General features: G+C 70.9%; 19 protein-coding genes and 3 pseudogenes. 10 read left to right on the forward strand and 12 right to left on the reverse strand.

The window, feature by feature from the left end; translation table 11 throughout:
- Window positions 1-60: 60 nt before the first annotated feature.
- Window positions 61-852: a nitroreductase family protein gene (locus LZF96_RS23520; protein ID WP_233876344.1), complete on the reverse strand. Its 792-nt coding sequence runs from the start codon at window positions 850-852 to the stop codon at window positions 61-63.
- Window positions 853-933: 81 nt separating this feature from the next.
- Between LZF96_RS23520 and LZF96_RS23525 the strand changes: the two genes are divergently transcribed.
- Entirely contained in the window at window positions 934-1449 is a 516-nt protein-coding gene (locus LZF96_RS23525; RefSeq protein ID WP_233876346.1) for a MarR family winged helix-turn-helix transcriptional regulator, read from the forward strand.
- 64 nt (window positions 1450-1513) lie between these two features.
- Here the strand turns inward: LZF96_RS23525 and LZF96_RS23530 are convergent, their stop codons facing one another.
- The gene (locus LZF96_RS23530; RefSeq protein ID WP_233876348.1) at window positions 1514-2410 is read right to left on the reverse strand and encodes an NAD(P)H-binding protein; all 897 of its coding nucleotides are present in this window, start codon (window positions 2408-2410) and stop codon (window positions 1514-1516) included.
- A gap of 74 nt (window positions 2411-2484) precedes the next feature.
- Here LZF96_RS23530 and LZF96_RS23535 point away from each other — a divergent pair, with 74 nt between their 5' ends.
- Together LZF96_RS23535 and LZF96_RS23540 are read left to right on the forward strand one after the other, a co-directional pair.
- A complete protein-coding gene (locus LZF96_RS23535) occupies window positions 2485-2928 on the forward strand; it encodes a helix-turn-helix domain-containing protein (protein ID WP_233876350.1) in 444 nt (147 codons plus the stop codon).
- 25 nt (window positions 2929-2953) lie between these two features.
- A complete protein-coding gene (locus tag LZF96_RS23540) occupies window positions 2954-3688 on the forward strand; it encodes a class I SAM-dependent methyltransferase (RefSeq protein WP_233876352.1) in 735 nt (244 codons plus the stop codon).
- Window positions 3689-3703: 15 nt separating this feature from the next.
- On the opposite strand, the gene LZF96_RS23545 is transcribed toward LZF96_RS23540, so the two are convergent.
- On the reverse strand, window positions 3704-5125 hold the full coding sequence (locus LZF96_RS23545) for an MFS transporter (protein WP_233876354.1): 1422 nt from the start codon (window positions 5123-5125) through the stop codon (window positions 3704-3706).
- A gap of 164 nt (window positions 5126-5289) precedes the next feature.
- Here LZF96_RS23545 and LZF96_RS23550 point away from each other — a divergent pair, with 164 nt between their 5' ends.
- On the forward strand, window positions 5290-6243 hold the full coding sequence (locus tag LZF96_RS23550; RefSeq protein ID WP_308294272.1) for a helix-turn-helix domain-containing protein: 954 nt from the start codon (window positions 5290-5292) through the stop codon (window positions 6241-6243).
- A 10-nt stretch (window positions 6244-6253) separates the two neighbouring features.
- On the opposite strand, the pseudogene LZF96_RS23555 reads toward LZF96_RS23550, so the two are convergent.
- Window positions 6254-6514: pseudogene (locus LZF96_RS23555) on the reverse strand (TetR/AcrR family transcriptional regulator); the annotation flags it as partial.
- On the opposite strand from LZF96_RS23555, the pseudogene LZF96_RS23560 reads away from it, so the two are divergent.
- The 3 genes and pseudogenes from LZF96_RS23560 to LZF96_RS23570 form a co-directional block, all read left to right on the forward strand.
- A pseudogene (locus LZF96_RS23560) lies at window positions 6509-6934 on the forward strand (dihydrofolate reductase family protein); the annotation flags it as partial. The pseudogenes LZF96_RS23555 and LZF96_RS23560 overlap by 6 nt on opposite strands.
- Before the next feature lie 419 nt (window positions 6935-7353).
- Window positions 7354-8064: a polyprenyl diphosphate synthase gene (uppS, locus tag LZF96_RS23565; protein ID WP_233876382.1), complete on the forward strand. Its 711-nt coding sequence runs from the start codon at window positions 7354-7356 to the stop codon at window positions 8062-8064.
- On the forward strand, window positions 8061-9533 hold the full coding sequence (locus LZF96_RS23570) for an oxygenase MpaB family protein (RefSeq protein ID WP_233876358.1): 1473 nt from the start codon (window positions 8061-8063) through the stop codon (window positions 9531-9533). Before uppS ends, LZF96_RS23570 begins: the two co-directional genes overlap by 4 nt.
- 182 nt (window positions 9534-9715) lie before the next feature.
- On the opposite strand, the gene LZF96_RS23575 is transcribed toward LZF96_RS23570, so the two are convergent.
- Both LZF96_RS23575 and LZF96_RS23580 read right to left on the reverse strand, forming a co-directional pair.
- Window positions 9716-10675, reverse strand: coding sequence for a hypothetical protein (locus LZF96_RS23575; protein ID WP_233876360.1), 960 nt, complete (start codon window positions 10673-10675; stop codon window positions 9716-9718).
- Window positions 10676-10730: 55 nt separating this feature from the next.
- Window positions 10731-11177: a hypothetical protein gene (locus LZF96_RS23580; RefSeq protein WP_233876362.1), complete on the reverse strand. Its 447-nt coding sequence runs from the start codon at window positions 11175-11177 to the stop codon at window positions 10731-10733.
- Between the two features lie 215 nt (window positions 11178-11392).
- Here LZF96_RS23580 and LZF96_RS27190 point away from each other — a divergent pair, with 215 nt between their 5' ends.
- The gene (locus LZF96_RS27190; protein ID WP_233876364.1) at window positions 11393-11920 is read left to right on the forward strand and encodes an NERD domain-containing protein; all 528 of its coding nucleotides are present in this window, start codon (window positions 11393-11395) and stop codon (window positions 11918-11920) included.
- A 72-nt stretch (window positions 11921-11992) separates the two neighbouring features.
- Here the strand turns inward: LZF96_RS27190 and LZF96_RS23590 are convergent, their stop codons facing one another.
- The 3 genes from LZF96_RS23590 to LZF96_RS27420 all read right to left on the reverse strand — a co-directional run bounded on the left by LZF96_RS23590 (window position 11993) and on the right by LZF96_RS27420 (window position 13608).
- Window positions 11993-12304 carry a cold shock domain-containing protein gene (locus LZF96_RS23590; protein ID WP_267941294.1) on the reverse strand — a complete coding sequence of 104 codons (312 nt, stop codon included), beginning with the start codon at window positions 12302-12304 and terminating at the stop codon, window positions 11993-11995.
- A gap of 736 nt (window positions 12305-13040) precedes the next feature.
- Complete coding sequence (locus LZF96_RS23595; protein WP_233876368.1) at window positions 13041-13181, reverse strand: hypothetical protein; 141 nt, start codon at window positions 13179-13181, stop codon at window positions 13041-13043.
- Window positions 13182-13371: 190 nt separating this feature from the next.
- Window positions 13372-13608 (reverse strand): ATP-binding protein, encoded by a 237-nt coding sequence (locus LZF96_RS27420; protein ID WP_374203315.1) that lies wholly within the window; start codon window positions 13606-13608, stop codon window positions 13372-13374.
- Between the two features lie 48 nt (window positions 13609-13656).
- Between LZF96_RS27420 and LZF96_RS27425 the strand changes: the two are divergent.
- Window positions 13657-14078: pseudogene (locus LZF96_RS27425) on the forward strand (SAM-dependent methyltransferase); the annotation flags it as partial.
- A 118-nt stretch (window positions 14079-14196) separates the two neighbouring features.
- Window positions 14197-14403, forward strand: coding sequence for a hypothetical protein (locus LZF96_RS27430; RefSeq protein WP_374203316.1), 207 nt, complete (start codon window positions 14197-14199; stop codon window positions 14401-14403).
- A gap of 601 nt (window positions 14404-15004) precedes the next feature.
- Here LZF96_RS27430 and LZF96_RS23610 read toward each other — a convergent pair.
- The 3 genes from LZF96_RS23610 to LZF96_RS23620 all read right to left on the reverse strand — a co-directional run.
- The gene (locus LZF96_RS23610; RefSeq protein ID WP_233876374.1) at window positions 15005-15388 is read right to left on the reverse strand and encodes an Imm50 family immunity protein; all 384 of its coding nucleotides are present in this window, start codon (window positions 15386-15388) and stop codon (window positions 15005-15007) included.
- A 298-nt stretch (window positions 15389-15686) separates the two neighbouring features.
- Window positions 15687-16091, reverse strand: coding sequence for an Imm50 family immunity protein (locus LZF96_RS23615; RefSeq protein ID WP_233876376.1), 405 nt, complete (start codon window positions 16089-16091; stop codon window positions 15687-15689).
- 12 nt (window positions 16092-16103) lie between these two features.
- The coding region (locus LZF96_RS23620; protein ID WP_267941286.1) for an HNH/endonuclease VII fold putative polymorphic toxin at window positions 16104-17170 on the reverse strand (1067 nt) is incomplete at its 5' end.

Consider the following 17170-nt stretch of genomic DNA (forward strand, 5'->3'; position numbering starts at 1 on the left):
ACGCTCCCCGCTCCCCGCTCCCCGGCGGGCGGGATGGTCCCGGTTCGGCGCGGACGGCGGTCAGGTGCGGACGGCCGAGCCGGGGGTGCCGGTGGGAGGGGCCCCGAAGGGGACTCCGTACCGGTCGGCGAAGGCACGTCGTCCGAGGGGCAGTCGGCCGGGTGGGCGCCGGGTCTCGGCCGGGAACCCGACGGGGGTCAGCAGCGCGATGGCGAGGTCGTCGCGGTCGGCGACGCCGATGACCTCCTTCACCGCCGTCTCGTCCCAGCCGTTCATCGGGCAGGTGGCCAGGCCGAGGGCGGTGGCGGCCAGGAGGGCGTGGGCGGCGGCGAGCATCGCGTCCTTGACCGCGTACTCGCGCAGCAGACCGCGTGCGGCGAGGCCACGGCGGTGGGCGCGTTCGGAGGCGAGAAAGTCCTCGGCGGACGCGGCGCTCCAGGCGCCGGCTTCGCGGGCGGCGCGGTGGATGTCCTCGCGATCGGTGGGTCGGTCCGCACAGTCGGCGACGAAGACGAGCATCACCGGTGCCTCCCGGGGCTGCGACTGCCCGCCGGTGGCACGGACCAGACCCGCGAGTCCGGCGGGATCGGTGACGGCGACGACGGAACGGGCCTGACCGTTCCAGGCGGAGGGGGCCCGAAGAGTGAGGTCGAGGAGGTCGCGCAGGAGGTGGTCGGGGACGGGATCGGGGGCGTAGTGGCGGATGGCCCGCCGGGTGCGGATGACCTCGGGAACGCCGAGCGGCGCTGGGAGAGGAGTCGGGACGGGCGTCGGATCGGCGGTGGGGCCGGTCCGGGATGCGGATAACGAACCGGGGGAACCGGGATTCGACATCATCAAACCTTTCGGCATCGAAATATACGACGATGCGAGAGTAGCCCGGTGCTAACCTGTCGTCAAACAATTCGACGTCGAAGTTTTTCGGGAGGCGTGATGCGGGACGCGGTGGACGGCATCCTCGACCGGTGGGCGCGGGCCCGGCCCGACCTCGACGCCTCCCCCATGGCCGTGATCGGCCGGATCTCCCGCCTCTCCCGCCTGCTCGGGCAGGCGGTTCGGGAGCATCTGGCCGAACAGGGCGTGGAGCCCTGGGAGTTCGACGTGCTCGCCACCCTGCGCCGGACCGGCCCCCCGTTCACCCTCTCCCCCGGCGAGCTGGCCGCCTCCGCGATGATCGGCGGGGCCGCCCTCACCCACCGCGCCGATCGCCTGGTCGAACGCGGCCTGATCACCCGCGAGGTCGATCCGGACAATCGCCGCCGCGTCCTGATCACCCTCACCACCGAGGGGCTGGAGCTCGTCGACCGACTGGTGACCGGCCACGTCGCCCACGAGGATCGCCTGCTCGCCACCCTCGGACCGGAGGACCGCGAGATCACCGCCGACCTGCTGCGCAGACTCCTGATCTCCCTCGGCGACACCGGCGACACCGGCCGTCCGGGCGCCTGACCCCGGTCCGGCTTCCGGAGCGGTTCCGGTCCGGCGACGGCACGGCCCAACCGCCCCGGGGAGTTCAGGCGCCCGCGCCCGCACCCGCACCCGCGAACAACTCCGCGAGCACCCGTGTCGCGCCCGCCGGTTCCCGCCCGAGCAGGGACGGCAGGTCCCCGCCCGTGCCGGCGAGGAAACCGGCCGCGATGGTGGAGGCCGTTCCCACCAACATCGGCACCTGGAAGGCCGCCGCCCCCGACGCGGCGACCCGTTCCCGCGCACCCGCCAGGGTGCCCGGCTCGTACCGCACACCCCCACCCATCAGGTCGGCCACCTCCCGGCCGCCGATCGCCTCCGGCCCGACCAGTTCGTACACCCGCCCGGCGTGCGGGGACCGCGCCCCGCCGTCGGTCGAGGCCGACTCCGCCTCGATCGCCACCCGGGCCGCCGCCTCGGCCAACTCCCGCCGGGCGACCGCCGCCAGACGCCCCTCCCCCAACGGCGCGGTGATCCGGCCCTCCGGGTCCGGGGCGGCGAGGGCCGCCAGGAGTTCCGCGTACAGGCCGTTGCGCAGGATCGTCCACGCCGCGCGCCCCTCCCGGAGCCGGCGCTCGGTCCAACGGTGCGGCAGCGCGTACGGCAGGTGGTCCCCGGCCCCGGTGAGCGAGGTGTACACGACGCGCCGGACGCCGGCCCGTTCGGCGGCGTCGATCGCGGCGCCGTGCCGCGCGATCACCGTGTCGTCCTCGCCGTACCCGGCCGAGACGAGCAGCAGCGTCCGAACCCCGGTGAACCCATCGCGCAGGGAGGCCGGGTCCTCGAAGTCGATCCGGCGCGTCGGCAGGGTCGTGGGCAACCCCTCCGGGCGCCGACTGCCCGCGATCACGTCCCGCCGGCCCGTCAGACGCTCCACGATCGCCCCACCCAGTCCCCCACCCGCTCCGGTGACCATCAGCACGGCATTCCTCCGCTTCTCCACCGATTCACGGTGGTTCCCATCGGCAACCCACTCATCATCGGTAACCTCGTTCCACGGCGTAAGGAGGCACTTCGATGTCGGAGACGCACACCGGGGTAACCACCCCGCCCATCGACGGGTTCGGCCGGCCGGCCGAACCCGTCCTCTCCTGCGGCGAGGAACACGAGGACTGCGGCATCCGCGACGTCCTCGACCGCATCGGCGACAAGTGGTCGGTGCTGGTCCTCGTCGAACTCGCCGCCGGGACCCGCCGCTTCCGCGAGCTCCTGCGCGCCGTCCCCGGCATCTCGCAGCGGATGCTCACCCTCACCGTGCGGCGCCTGGAGCGCGACGGTCTGGTGCACCGCACCGTCCACGCCACCGTCCCGCCCCGGGTGGACTACGTGCTCACCGCCATGGGACACGGCCTGACCCTGCAACTGAAGGCGCTCGCCGACTGGTCCGCCGGCCACCGCGAGGCCATCGCCGACTCGCGGCGCCGCTGGGACGCCGCGCACCCGGAGGCCGACATCCGCTGAGGCCGGGGCCCGATACGGTGGGGGCGTGTTCTCCCCCGAGGGTCCGACGTTCCGCGAACTCGCCGCGCAGGCGCTCTCCTCCACCGAGCGCGGATACGACCTGCTGGCACCGAAGTTCGACCACACCCCGTTCCGCACGCCGGACCGGGTGGTGGACGCAGTCGGGGACGCGCTGTGGCGGATCGGTCCGTTCGGCACCGGCCTCGACGTGTGCTGCGGGACCGGCGCCGGAACGTCGATGCTGCGCGGGGTGTGCCGGGAACGCGTGGTGGGGGTGGACTTCAGCGCCGGGATGCTGGAGGTCGCCCGCGAGACCGTGCCCGAGCCGCCCGGCGCCGTCCCGATCGACTGGGTGCGGGCCGACGCCCGCCGCCTGCCGTTCGCCCCGAAGGGCGCCTTCGACATCGCGATCTCGCTCGGCGCCTTCGGGCACTTCCTGCCCGCCGAGCGGCCGGGCCTCTTCGTCGACGTGCGGGACGCGCTGCGGCCCGGCGGGCGGTTCGTCTTCCCCGTGGCCGCGCCGCTCCCCCCGACCTCGCGGGCGTTCTGGCTGCTGCGCGGCTTCGACGCCGCCATGCGGGTGCGCAACGCGCTGTGGCGGCCCCCGTTCGTCATGTACTACGGCACCTTCGGGCTCACCGACGTGCTCGCGGACCTGCGGCGGGCCGGCTTCGAGGTCGAGGCCCCGGCGCTGACCGCCCTCGGGCACCGCCCCGACGGCTCTCCCCGCTGCCGCCTGGTCGTCGCCACCCGCCGCTGAGGGTCGGTGCGGCGGTCACCCGCCGGGCTTCGCGACGGGTGGCGGCGCGGTGGCCGGCGGCGCGGTGGCCGGCGACGCGCCGGCCGGCTCGTCGGTGTCGGTACCCGGCGGGGCGGGGCGGTGGATGGCGCAGGACAGCAGCGCGCCCACCGCGCAGGCCGCGCCCAGCAGCACCCACACCGGGGTGTAGTCACCGAAGGCGTCCCGGGCGACGCCCGCGAGGAAGGCGACGATCGCCGCCCCGACCTGGTGTGTCGCGGCGATCCAGCCGAAGACGATGGCACCGTCCGCGCCGTGCAAACGGCGACAGAGGGCGACCACGGGCGGCACCGTGGCGAGGTCGAGGAGACCGAAGGCCACCACGAACACCATCGTGGCCGGGGTGACCGTCGCCGCCATCACCACCGGCAGCGAGAGCAGCAGGAGCCCCCGCAGCGCGAAGGTGACCGCGAGCAACCGGCGGGCGTCCATCCGGTCGGTGAGCCGGCCGGCGATGACGGTGCCGACGACCGTGAAGACGCCGATGAGCGCGAGCAGTCCGGACGCGGTGCCGGCGGGCATGCCGTGGTCGTGCGCGGCCGGGACGAAGTGTGTCCACATGATGCCGTTGGTGGTGGCCCCGCAGATCGCGAAAGCACCGGCGAGTACCCAGAAGGGGGTGGTTCCGGCGGCCCCGCGCAGCACGGTCAGCGCCCGGCGGGCCGCGCCCGGCACCGGAGGCGGCTTGGGGACGAAGGCGGGGCTGCCGTAGGGGCGTCGTCCGAGGTCCGCCGGGTGGTCGCGCAGCAGGAGCACCACGAGCGGGACGACGGCCAGCGCGAGCAGCGCGAGGCAGGCGAGCGCCGGGCGCCAGTCGTGGCGGGCGATGATCCACGCCAGGCCGGGCAGGAACACCATCTGTCCCAGCACGCTGCCCGAGGAGAGCAGGCCGGTGACCAGCCCCCGGTGGGCGACGAACCAGCGGTGGGTGACGACCGCGCCGAGGGTCATGGACAGCGAGCCCGTGCCCAGCCCGACCAACAGGCCCCAGTAGGCGACGAACTGCCAGGCGGCGGTCATCGCCGTGGTCAGCAGGGCGCCGGCGGCCACGGCGGCGAGGGCCGCGACCACCACGCGGCGCAGACCGAGGCGGTCCGCGACGGCGGCGGCGAACGGCGCGGTCAGGCCGTACAACACCATATTCGCCGAGGCGGCCAGCCCGATCTCGCCCCGGGACCAGGCGAATTCCCGGTGCAGGGGGTCCTGGAGGAGACCGGGCACGGTGGAGAAGGCCCCGGCCACGATGATCGCGGCCCCCGTCACGGCGGCCACCCACCAGGCCCGGCGGCCCGCGTCCGGGGGGCCGGCGGGTGGATCGGCGGGCGGATCCCCGGAGGGTCGGGGGTCGGCGGCCGGGGGATCGACATCCCGGGGGGCGCGGTCGGCACTCGTCGTCATGCCCCACATCCTTCGAGCGGCCGGGAAACGGAACCACTGGCCGGATGGACACACTGTGAAAGAATCCGGCCATGGGTGGAAACGGCGTATCCGAAGAGGGTGGTCCCCGGCGGGCCGCGCCGGGGAGCCCCGGCACGGGAACACGCGCGGGGAGACCGCACCGGGTGGTGGTCCTCGTTCGACCCGGGCTGATCCCGCTGGAGGTGGGGATCGTGCACCGCCTGTTCGGGACGGCCCTCGACGCGGACGACCGCCCGTTGTACGAGGTGGTGACCTGCGCCCCGGAGGCGGGGGAGATTCCCACCGACACCGACTTCACCCTCCGCGTCGGGCGGGGACCGGAGGCCCTGGAGGACGCCGACACGGTGATCGTCCCGGCGGCGGAGGACGACTACGGCCCGCAGGAACGGGGCCGGCTGGATCCCCGGGTCCGCGCGGCCCTCGCCCGGATTCCGGCCGACGCCCGGGTGGCCTCGATCTGTACCGGCGCCTTCGCCCTCGCCGCCGCCGGTCTCCTGACGGGGCGCCGGGCCACGACGCACTGGAAGTCCTGCGCCGAACTCCGCGCGCTGTACCCGGAGATCGACGTCGATCCCGATGTCCTCCACACCGAGGACGGGAACGTGCTCACCTCGGCGGGGGTGGCCGCCGGCATCGACCTGTGCCTGCACATGATCCGCCGCGACCACGGCGCGGAGGTGGCCAACGTCGTGGCCCGCCGCACGGTCGTCCCGCCGCATCGGGAGGGCGGCCAGGCCCAGTACATCGAGCATCCCGTCCCCGAGCCCGGCGGCGCGTCCACCGCCCCCGCCCGCCTCTACGCCCTGGAGCACCTCGGCGAACCGCTCACCCTCGGGGAACTGGCCCGCCGGGCGTCGATGAGCGTGCGCACCCTCAGCCGCCGGTTCAAGCGGGAGACGGGGGTGACGCCCGTCCAGTGGTTGACCCACCAGCGCATCCAGCAGGCGTGCCGCCTGCTGGAGCGCACCGACATCCCGGTGGACGCGATCGCGGCCCGGACGGGATTCGGCACCGGCAGCGCCATGCGGCAGCACTTCCGGGAGACCCTCGGCGTCTCACCGCGCGCCTACCGCAACACCTTCCGGGGCACCGCGTAGCCGGCCGGTCTCACGCCGCGTCGGTCGTCCCGCCGACCGCCACGATCCGTTCGACCGCCGCCGTCACGAGTTCTTCGCGCTCCGCCTCCGTGAAGACCTCGGGCAGGGTGAGCTGTTCGACGATCAGCCAGTTCAGGGCGAGTATCAACAGCTTGACGGCCATGGCGTCACCGGGCAGGCCGGATGCCTCGTGGTAGGCGAGGTTGGCGTCGATGTCGGCCCGGACCCGCTCGGTGAGGACCTTCCGCAGTTCGGGGCGACGGGTGGCCTCGCCGACATGCCCCACCGGCGTTTCGACACCGTCGTCATGGGACTCGGCGCCTATCGGCCCGCCCTCGACCACGGGATCACCAACCCGTACGCCCACCTGCGGCAGTACGTGGTCTCCGGCACCCTCGAACCCGACATCGATCCGGCCGTCACCGTCGTCCCGAACGACCCGATCGGCCTGATCCGCGAACTCAAGCGGGAGGAGGGCAACGACTCGGACATCTGGCTCTGCGGCGGGGGCAGGCTCGCGGGGACCCTCCTGCCCGAGATCGACGAACTGGTGATCAAGAGCTACCCGGTGGTCGCCGGCGCCGGGGTCCCGCGCTTCGACGGCGTCTTCGACCCCACCCTCTTCGACGTCGACCGGCGCACCGCCTTCTCCCACGGTGTCACCGCCACCCACTTCACCCGCAGGCGGTGACGGTCCCCTTCGCCGAGCCGCGGGACCCCGGAGGGGACGGGAACGGCGCCACCCGCCGACCGGCGGCCCCGCTCGCCCCGGAGGGATCCGAACACACGAGTCGAGGGTGAATGCCACCCGTTCGGCGGGTCGGGACCCTTTCCCTCCGGCACACTCCCGGGAGGGAAGGCCCCGGTGGGGCGCGGCCATGGGCGAAGCGGGGGCGGTGGGGCGGGGTGGACGTGACCGAGCGCCGCGCGACCGAACACACCCCTCCGGACGAGGCGGGGCCGGACGGGACGGATCCGGGCGTCGGGGTCCCCGGCGTCCCGGCCCCCCGCACCCGCGCGACGACGGAGGAGCCACCGAACGGGCGCCGACACGACGGCGGGCTCGACGGGCTCCACGAGCGGCGGCGGGACACCGGGCCGGCGCGCGCGATGCCGCGACACGTGGCCTGCGTGATGGACGGCAACGGCCGCTGGGCACAGCGGCGCTCGCTTCCCCGCACGGCCGGGCACCGGGCTGCCGAGACCACCGTCATCGACATCATCGAGGCGGCCCGGGCCGCCGGTGTCGAGTGGCTCAGCCTGTACGCCTTCTCCACCGAGAACTGGAACCGTCCCGACCCCGAGGTCGAGTTCCTGATGGGTCTGGTGCGCCGGGTCGTGCGCAAGCACGCGCCCCTGCTGCTGGCCCGTGGCATCCGCTGTCGTTTCCTCGGGGCGGGAGATCCGCGCATCCCCCGCGAACTGGCCCGGGACATCGAGGACCTGACGACACTGACCGCCGGCAACCGGGGGATGACGCTGACCGTCGCCTTCGACCACGGCGGACGCCGGGACATCGTGGAGGCCGCGAGGTCGCTGATCCTCAGCGGGACACCCGCCGACGAGGTGACGGAGCGGCTCTTCGCCGATCACCTGCCGTTCCCCGACACCCCCGATGTGGATCTGGTCATCCGCACCTCCGGCGAACAGCGCATCTCCAACTTCATGCTCTGGCAGGTCGCCTACGCCGAGTGGGTCTTCCCCGAGATGCTCTGGCCGGACTTCCGGGCTTCCGACTTCCTCGGCTGCCTGCACACCTACCGCCACCGCGACCGCCGCTTCGGCGGCGTTCCGCCCCGCACGAACGGAGACCGCCCATGAGCGCCGACACCACGGGCACCGCCGACGAGGCATCGCTGTTCGGCCCGGACTCACGGTTCCGCGCCTTCTTCGACGACCCGCGCTGGGCACTGGCCATCATCCGCGCCACCGTGCTGGAGGCCGCCCATCCCCAGGTCGGCGCGGCCCTCGCCGAGAACTCCACCTTCGTCACCCACCCCTGGCGGCGGCTGCGCAACACCTTCCTCAGCATGCGGCGCATGTTCGACGCCGACCCGGTGGTCCGCGAACGGGAGGCCGCCCGGCTCAACCGACTGCACGCCCGGATGAGCGGCTCCGACTCCCGCGGCCGGCCCTACGACGCGATGGACCGGGCGACCCGGGCCTGGGTGGTCGCCACGCTCTTCGAGAGCGCGGTCACCATGTGCCGGCTCAGCGGCCAACCGCTCGACCGGGACACGATGGAGCGGATGTACGCCGAGTACCGCGGATACCTCGCCGCGCTCGACGGCGACGCCACCGAACTCCCCGAGGACCTGAACGACTTCTGGCCGTACTTCGACTGGGTCGTCGAGAACGAGCTGGAGGACACCGAGGCGGCCCGCGTCATCCTCTACCGGCTCTTCGACCACCTTCCCGCCCCACCGCTGCTCGACGGCGCGCCGACCCTGTGGGCGGCGGGCCGGGCCGTCGTCGGTCCGCTCCTGGGCGCGATCACCGTCGCCTCGCTTCCCGAGTCGTACCGGCGCCGGGCCGGCCTGGCCGAGACGCCCGGTGCCCCGACCCTCATGCAGGGTGCCTACCTCACCGCCGGGCTGACCCGCTTCCTGCCGGCGGACTGGATCAACGCCGACAGCATCATCGAACTCCTCTCCCTTTCCCCCGACAGTGACGACCCCCGCGCCCGGACCGCGGCCGCCCTGCGCTCCCGCGTGAAGCGGGCCTCGGCCCTGTTCCGTCTCCTCACCCCGCTGAGCGGCGACCTTGCCCCCGACCCGGCACCTTCCGCGGACACGGGAGAGGGCCGGCGCCCGGCGAGGGAATTCTTCCGCAGGGTGTTGGACCAAACCGGCGACGGCTGGCTCGACTGGCCCGACCTCGCCGCCATGGCCCGCGAGCTCTCCACCCGCCTCGACCTGGACGAACCCGAGGAGACCCGGCTCTACGACGCCTTCGCCGCCTGGTGGCGCGAACTCCAGGCCGCCCTCGACACGAACGGCGACGGCCGTATCGACGCCGACGAGTACGCCGCCGGCGTCCCCTCCCTCGCCGGACCCGCGCTCATCCGCGTCGCCGAGGTCCTCTTCGACGCCACCGACAAGGACGGCAACGGCACCATCGACGCGGACGAGTACCGGGCCCTCTTCCGCACCGCCTTCCACCGCGACCTCACCACCACCGATGGCACCGCTGGCACCTACGGGCGGAGTGCCTTCGTGGGCGACTTCCTCTCCTTCATGTCGGGGCGCCGCGCGAGCGCCCCGTACGACCCCCTCCTCACCGACGCCTGACACGCTCGCGCACCCGGGCCGCGACCGCCGCACGCTCCCGCCGGCCCGGGGCGCTCCCCGGAGGGGCGTGGCAGTGCGGTCCCACCCCGGTGGCACCGGATGACCGCCCCGCCGGGGCCGGCGGGGCGCCGGGGGAATCAATCCCTCCGCCGGTCCGCCGATCCGCCGGCGCGTCGAACGGCTCAGGGCTCGCCGGGGCCGGCGTCGTGGTGGTAGCGGGTGCCGGCGGGCAGGGGGAAGTCCTGGCGCCACAGGTCGCACAGCGCCGTCGCCAGCGCCCGCTCCCCGGCCGGGTCGGCGGGCAGCGGCAGGTGGAGGGCGCGCAGCAGGTCGAAGCGGTGCAGGTCGAAGGCGCCGTGCACCGTGACCGCGTAGGTGGTGGCGGAACGCAGGGCCGCCCGGTACGCCCCCACCGCCGGGACCACCGGCACCAGGGCCAGGAGCGTCCACCACCCGGAGGGCCACAGCAGGGCGAGCGAGAGCGGCGCGCAGAGCGACATGACGGTCGCCAGTCCGATCGACTGGTCCAGGGCGTCCCGCGCGTCGTCCACCAGGGACCGGGCCGGATCCCGCAGGACCGAGTACAGGCGCGGCCAGGCCACGGCGGCGTCCCACCCGTGCACACGTCCCGCCGAATGCTCCATGGCCGTCAGGAGGTTACCCAGTGCCGTGGGCCTGGTCGGCATCGCCCCGGGGGGAAATCGGCGCCTCAGCCGGGAGGCGGCGGGCCAGGCCCGGGCCGTGGCGGCCTCCCGCTCGGCAGGGGTGAGAGTGGGGAAGTCGGCCGGTAGACGCGCCTGTTCGGTCAACGCCTCCCGACGGCGTTGCCATCGTGCCGCCCGGTGGCGGCGCAGCCACGGCCACGGCGGCCCCTCGCGCCAGAGGGTGTGCAGGGAGAGCTGAAGGGATTGCAGGAGGAAGGCGGGGACCAGCAGCGCGAGCACGAGCACCAGCGACTCGCCGACCCCCAGCGACCCGGCCGTCTCCCACGCCCGGGAGAAGTCGGGTTCCCTCCCCGGTGCCCCCGCCCACACCAGTACCACCAGCGGCAGGGCCCCGGCCAGCACCGGCAGGTAGGCGACCAGGAGGAACCGCGAGCTCAGCACCCCGGTGACCCGACCGGCCACATCGGTGAGGTTCATCGCCGGCGCCCCCGGAAGGCGGGCGGTATCGGGTGAGCACCGGGCCTCACCGGCCTCACCGCTCGACCATCCCGACGCCGTGGTCCTCGCAGACCGGCGCCCCGGGGCGGAACAGCGTCTCCGTCCTCCCGCACTCCGCTTCCGGACAGGCGTAGGTGACCGTGCGCGGGCGCCCCTCCCCCTCCCCGAGCAGGGCGTGACCGGGGTTCCGGTCGAAGCCCATCGGCGGACTCCCGACGGGCCCCCGGGGACCGATGGGGCCGTGGTCCTCGACCGCGGCCATCACCACGGCCGGGGTGGTGACGCACATCAGCGCGCCTCCCACCCGGACCTCCACCCAACGGGGGCGCCGATACCACCGGCGGTTTCCCTCGACGGTTTTCAGGATCCGCTCACAGCCCTCCTTGAAGGAGACGGCCTCGGGAAGATCCACCTCCACCACGTCCCCCGGACGGGGTCGCGCGGGCGCGTCGGGATGGGCCAGCTCCTCGAATCGGTTCACACGGCTCCCTCCGGAAACGGGCTCTCGCTCTCGACCGGCCGTTCGCGCCACGGGGAACGGGCGTCGGGCGGACCCGACGAGAGGGGGCTCCCGTCCTGTCACCCCGCGTCGCGAACGGGTCATCAGTCTCCCCGACGGGTCCTCGCGGTGTCCGCCGGTTTCTCCCACCCGCCGCGACCCCGGACCCCGGTCGGGCACGGACGGCTCCCGCCCCGGTGTCCGTCGCGCGCGATGGGGTCTGGTCGGTCGGGCCGTCCCCGCCGGGGCACGGACGGGAGAGGCGGGATCCGTGGAGGTCGTGCGGTGACGGAGACGGGAGGGGCGCCGAAGCCCGGGCCGCGCGGGGGCGCCGGGCGGCGCTGGTTCCAGCGGCACCCCTCGGCCACACCCACGAGCAGGACGCCCCGGACCACATCCGGCGTCTGACGCCCGCGGCCGAGCCCTACCGCGCGTGGGCGGCGTTCTCCTTCACCGCCCGGTCGGGCCGGGCGCACGAGTGCGACCTGTTGATCGGCGTGCCGCGCGGTCTGTGCCCGGTCGAGTCGAAGGGCCACCCCGGCCGGGTGGAAAACACCGGTTCGACGTGGAACTTCCACGGCCGGGACCGGATGCGGACGATCGAGAACCCTACGCGCACCCCCCGGCTGGACGGCCGCACGGTGGAGGTGATCCCCGGCGACGGCGAGCACCTGCACCCGGGCTCGGCCCTCACCGCCCCCGCCCCGACCGACGCCGCGGCCTGACCGGCGGGCTTCCGAGGGGAGCGGGCGACGCGAGGAGCGGTCTCCGGAGCGCGCCGCACCGAAACCCGTCGTTCATTTTCCCGGTTTTTCCTCATCGAGATCGAATACGATGGTCAGTTCGGAACAGTAGGCGTCATCGCTCTCCGAATACCCCGGCCCTCCGGCGGTCCCGGGCTCACCCTCTTCCGTACCCACGGGCGATACCCGGGAAGCCCAATGAGTGAATCCCCCTTGATGCCTCTCCTCGCAGCGGAAGTCGACTCTCTCGGAAACCTCAAGGACTCGAAAACGAGTGGGGTCCGTCAAAATTTCGGAGTAATGAACAAAAATATCTCCGTCAACCTCTTCCGCTTCGATCATCCCCATCCCTTCTCCCTGCTCCAGATATTTACCCTTCCGATCACCGGCACACCCTCTCCATCGAACCTCTCCCGCTCACCCCGGAACCCGGGGATTCCATCGGAATATCCCGGCCCGTTCACGAGCCGAATTCTCATCGTCCACGGGCATGCCGGCGGGGATCGCCCCCCGCCCCTCCGGCACGGTGTCGGAGGCGGCGTTGAAACGCTGACATCCCTCCACCGCGAGGATGGCCAGGGCGCCGAGACCGAGAAGCACACCCGCAACGATGAGACGGGTCCAAGGTCCTCCCATGACAAACCTTCCCTTCACGTGGAAGTCCGTACACATTCAACGCTGTGAGAACATGACCGAGAAGAAGAGTTTCACGTCGGGAGTTCTTCGAGGCCGAAAACACCTTACCCGCCCGGGGCCCTCCCGGCGCGTCTGCGGAGGGATCCGATCCATCCGATTCGAATCCTCCTGCCGAACCCCGCCATCACGGTCTCCCGGGTTCGTAAACGCGACTTCGCGGGGTTCCGGTGCTCGGTGGTACTCCACACGGCCACACCTCCTCGCACCGGTGTACCCTCCCGGACCGCCGGCGCCGGGAGAGGCCCCGGGTTGTCGTTCGACGCACGATCGGATTGCCGATCAGGTCATGTCCCGGAAGCGGGCTCGGCGGAGAGGTGACAGTCCACAGTCGTGATCCGATTCGACGGGTGAGCGTCTCGAAAGAGGCGAGGCCCCGCGGGCCCGTCCCCACCCCCGGCGGGGGCGGTCAAGGGCCGGGGCGGCGGGGGACGCCGCCCCTTCGCCCCGGGCCGAAGGCGATCCGGTAGACGTCCGGCAGGTCGATCTTCCCCTTGGCCCGCCGCGTCATGACGCCGAGGTCGACCAGCTGGTCGATCAGGCCGGGCATCCTCCGGGTCGTACGGGCCGCTGCCGTGGTGGTCCTCCGCCAGGGGTGCGCGGCGCGGGCAGGATCGGCGGGGTGGTGCCCGAGGTGGCGCACGGACCGGCGGGACGCTCCTGCGTGGTCACGCGATCACCGTAACGGCGCAACTCCCCCGCGTACGGGGGTTCGTGGAGCGGGACGACCACACCGGGGCTCATCCGCCCGCCCCCGGGGTGGTGAGCGGGACGGTGAACCACACCCACTTCCCCTCCGGGACGCAGGTGTAGCCCAGGGCGGCTGTCATCTCCCGCAACAGCCACAGACCCCGACCGCTCTCGGACTCCCACCCGGGCACCAACACGGCGGGCACCCGCCGGGAGCGGTCGAAGAGCCGAACCCGAACCGTGTCGCCATCCCGCCGCACCTCCAACCGGCACCGTCGATCGGCCACATGGGCGAGGACATTGCCCAGCAGCTGTGGTTCGAGTTGCGGGACGGGATGCGGCAGCCCCGCACGCTCACCATCAGCCGGCTCGCTGACCTGCTGCGGACCGACGAGAAGGTGACCTCCGTCGCCCGCCTCTACGCCACCGACCACCTGATGAGCCCGGACCTGCCCTTCTCGGATGTCCTGACCCAACCGATCGAGCCCGAGCACGTCCCCCACCTGGCCGCCCTGCACTACAAGGACTCCTGCCCGCGGGTGCGCAGGCAGTGGGAGGAGACCCGGGAGTGCAGCGGGAGGAGGACCGGACCAGGCAGCGCCTCGACATCCCCGTGCCGCCCAAGTACAAGTCCTCGGACTTCCTCAAGCCGTCGTACCGGTCACACCGGGGGAAGCCGGACGTGCCGAAGGAGCGGTTCATCTCCTACCCGGAGGCGAGCCCGGAGAACGTCCCGTCGCTGTTGCTCGGCTGGGCCGGATGGGACCACTCCGAGCAGGCGCTCGCGCTGATCGGCCTCATCGACCACCGCGAACAGCAGGAGGCATGGGACACCAAATCGTCTACTGCCCCTGCTGGCCGGGTTGCACGAACTGATGCCGTGGGTGTCGCAGTGGCACCACACGTACGACCCGGAGTGGGAGAGCGTTCCGGCCGACGACTGCGGTGCCTACCTGAACCGGCAGCTGTCCCGGCACAGGCTCACCGATGAGGACCTGACCGCCTGGCCCCGAAGAAGACCCGGGGCCGCCGGCGTGCCGCCCCGAAGGCCGCTGAACAGGCCGCCCCTCGACGAGGACTGAGCCGGGCGAGGGGGGCGGGCCGGTGGGTCGCCGGCCCGCCTCCCTTGAGGGCTTCGGCGTAGTCGGCTGACGTCCGGTTCTCGGGGGAATGACCGGTCGGAGCGAGGTTCACACACAGCAGACACGAACGACCGTGATCATGGAGCCCTCCACGCTCCGCGACCTTGGGCTGTCCGTGCCTCTCGATACGTCGTCCCCGCTCCTCCGCGCTTTCGGCCGATTCGGAGCGCATCCGCAAGTGACCGGAAACGGAGTTCTGGGTATGCCGAAGTGCCTCGTGCGAATTTCGTCCCTTCGAGGTTCACGGAACACTTCGTTCACTCGTGTCCACCCCGGGGAGACGGCATGCTCTGTCCTCCACCGGGACGAGCTCCTTGCGTGCGAGTGGGGAGAAGTCACCATTCCACATCAGGTCTTCCCGAGGAGCCCGGCACGGTCATCGATTCACTGCTCTTCGAGAGACTGGAGAGGAGATGCACCCCCGAACCGCCGACATTTGTGAATTCCCGCACGCCGCATCCGGGTAGCCGGCCATTCGCATGGAAGGGGCGATAGACGTGCATGCACTTCGTCGCGAAATGAGTTCCCTTGTCGAGGCGATTCACACTATATAGGCAGAAATTCTCCCGATATCGACAGAATTGGACTTCCCGCTCAGCTCGATGGAGTTCGACCTCGCAGAGAAGCACACAAGACTGTTTTTGGTTATTTCGAGGTCACAGATCGGGTCGACCGAAAATCGAGTGAAGGAAAACTCTTCCACTCTCCTGAAGATGAGCTCCAAAGACACTTCGTTGCATTTATCTTTCCGCCACTCCAGCGGTGGATTTTTCGGAAATTTCGACAGGGCGAGAATTACATGCAGGTCCGGCCCGCATTCCCTCATTGAAACTTCACCGATTTCCACCCTGTCAAGCGGCGGGAGTTCGGGTTCGTAGAGACGGGTAATCTTCTCCGGATAGTCCAGAGCCGAAATCCAGTCCATCGATGAGTCACCTCCGAAAATTAGGGCATCGAGTCACTGCGCAGGATTTCCGTCGACCAAGAAGGCGATAAAATTAACGGCATCCATGCCTGCATTCCCAGGGCATAGACCACCAAGGACCGGAAAATACCGGGAATATTGCATCGGTCGACCGCAATCGACGCAATATCGTTCGCAGTGTCGGGTAACGCACAGGTACGCAACTGTGCTATCCCCGCTTCCCTGGCTTCGAGAATTTACCCACTTCACTCCTTACAGACCTTACAGATCTACTCGGTGGCCCCGACATCACCACCGATCAAGGCGATCTCTGGGTTGATGTATCCGCATAAGCGGAAATACGTGCGACATACGCAGCATATGCCACCCCGTGCAGATCCATGGAGTCTGATTTTGCGGAAAATCGAACAGTGCCTTCCTTACTCATCTCGAAATCACAAAAAGAGACAGGCGAAAATCGAGTGAAGGAAAAATCATCGACTTCAACGAAGTGAAGATCCAGTAGCACTCTGTTGAACCCCTCGCGCCACCACTTCATCGGTGGATTGTCCGGAAATTTTGACAGGCCGATGAGGAGTCGCATGGTCGGCCCACTCCTACTCATGGAGAACTCGCGAATTCGCACCCCCCGAAGCGAGGGAGGGGAGTTGCGATAAATGCGGAGAATTCCTTCAGGGTTATCCAGGACGGAGATCCACGACATTGTCAATCGCCTCTAGTACTCGTAGTGCTGAGCAGTTCCGGGGACTTTGCCCGTCCGAGGATTATCAAATGGCCTGACATTGAAATGTGGCCCTTGATCGCCAACCCCTCCTTCTCCGAAGCGATGACCGGCGGAATGATCCTGAATGATAACCCTGTCTCCACGCTTTCGCTCGAATACGTATTCACGAGTTTGCACTATCGTCCCGTCGGGATTCTTCAGCTTTCGCCCACTGCGATCCTCCATGGGAATCTTTCTGATTTCATTCGGTTGCTGCCCCGTGGGAATTCCAAGGTCACGTTTCGCCTCCCTGAAGGCCGCACTCCGACTTGGAAGAACTTTATTCTTTTCGGGCTGCGAGGAGGGCTGATAAGCACTCAGCCCGAGTGGGTCGGTCCAGGTGGTGGGGTTGTGGGGGTAGGTGTGGGGGTTGGGGGCGGGGGCCGGGGCGAGGGGGGGGGGGGTGGTGTAGCGGGCGGGGGTGGGGTCGTAGTGGCGGTGGAGGTTGTAGTGCCAGCCTGTTTCGGGGTCGGCGTATTGGCCGGGGAATCGGAGTGGTGTGGGGGCCGTCCCCGGGGTGTGGCCCCAGAGGGTGGTGACCAGGGATGTGGTGTGGCCGGTGTCGGGGTCGGTGAGGTGGGTGGGAGTGCCGACGAGGTCGGTGACGATGGCGGCGAAGCGGTGATCGATCTCGCCCTGATCGGCCTTCGCGAGATCGTCTCCGGCCCCGGCGTCGCCGTCCATGCGTCGGGTGGTTTGGGTGAGGGGGTGCAGGCCGGTGTGGTCCCAGGTGGTGACGGTATCGGGCCCGGTGCTGTCGTGCGTGGTGTGGTGTTCCTCGATGAGGGTGGTGTCGTGCCAGGTGAAGCGCACCGTCTCCGCGAGGCGGCCGCCTGTGTGGTGGCGGTGTTTGGCGATGCGGCGGCCGAAGGGGTCGTAGAGGTAGGTCCACACCGTGCCGTCGGGGGTGACGGTCTTGGTGAGGCGGTCGTGGGCGTCCCAGGTGTGGTGCCAGGTGTCGGGGGTGCGGGAGATGCGGGTGACGGTGCGGCGGATCACCCGACCGGCCGCGTCGTAGG

The sequence above is a fragment of the Streptomyces sp. ST2-7A genome (assembly GCF_021390475.1).
Taxonomy (GTDB): domain Bacteria; phylum Actinomycetota; class Actinomycetes; order Streptomycetales; family Streptomycetaceae; genus Streptomyces.

What these genes read in the sequence shown, in the direction of transcription:
- LZF96_RS23520 (WP_233876344.1), bottom strand. Translation starts at nt 852, where the DNA reads ATGCCGAAAGGTTTGATGATGTCGAATCCCGGTTCCCCCGGTTCGTTA.
- LZF96_RS23525 (WP_233876346.1), top strand. Translation starts at nt 934, where the DNA reads ATGCGGGACGCGGTGGACGGCATCCTCGACCGGTGGGCGCGGGCCCGG.
- LZF96_RS23535 (WP_233876350.1), top strand. Translation starts at nt 2,485, where the DNA reads ATGTCGGAGACGCACACCGGGGTAACCACCCCGCCCATCGACGGGTTC.
- LZF96_RS23545 (WP_233876354.1), bottom strand. Translation starts at nt 5,125, where the DNA reads ATGACGACGAGTGCCGACCGCGCCCCCCGGGATGTCGATCCCCCGGCC.
- uppS (WP_233876382.1), top strand. Translation starts at nt 7,354, where the DNA reads ATGCCGCGACACGTGGCCTGCGTGATGGACGGCAACGGCCGCTGGGCA.
- LZF96_RS23570 (WP_233876358.1), top strand. Translation starts at nt 8,061, where the DNA reads ATGAGCGCCGACACCACGGGCACCGCCGACGAGGCATCGCTGTTCGGC.
- LZF96_RS23575 (WP_233876360.1), bottom strand. Translation starts at nt 10,675, where the DNA reads ATGAACCTCACCGATGTGGCCGGTCGGGTCACCGGGGTGCTGAGCTCG.
- LZF96_RS23595 (WP_233876368.1), bottom strand. Translation starts at nt 13,181, where the DNA reads ATGCCCGGCCTGATCGACCAGCTGGTCGACCTCGGCGTCATGACGCGG.
- LZF96_RS27430 (WP_374203316.1), top strand. Translation starts at nt 14,197, where the DNA reads ATGCCGTGGGTGTCGCAGTGGCACCACACGTACGACCCGGAGTGGGAG.
- LZF96_RS23610 (WP_233876374.1), bottom strand. Translation starts at nt 15,388, where the DNA reads ATGGACTGGATTTCGGCTCTGGACTATCCGGAGAAGATTACCCGTCTC.
- LZF96_RS23615 (WP_233876376.1), bottom strand. Translation starts at nt 16,091, where the DNA reads ATGTCGTGGATCTCCGTCCTGGATAACCCTGAAGGAATTCTCCGCATT.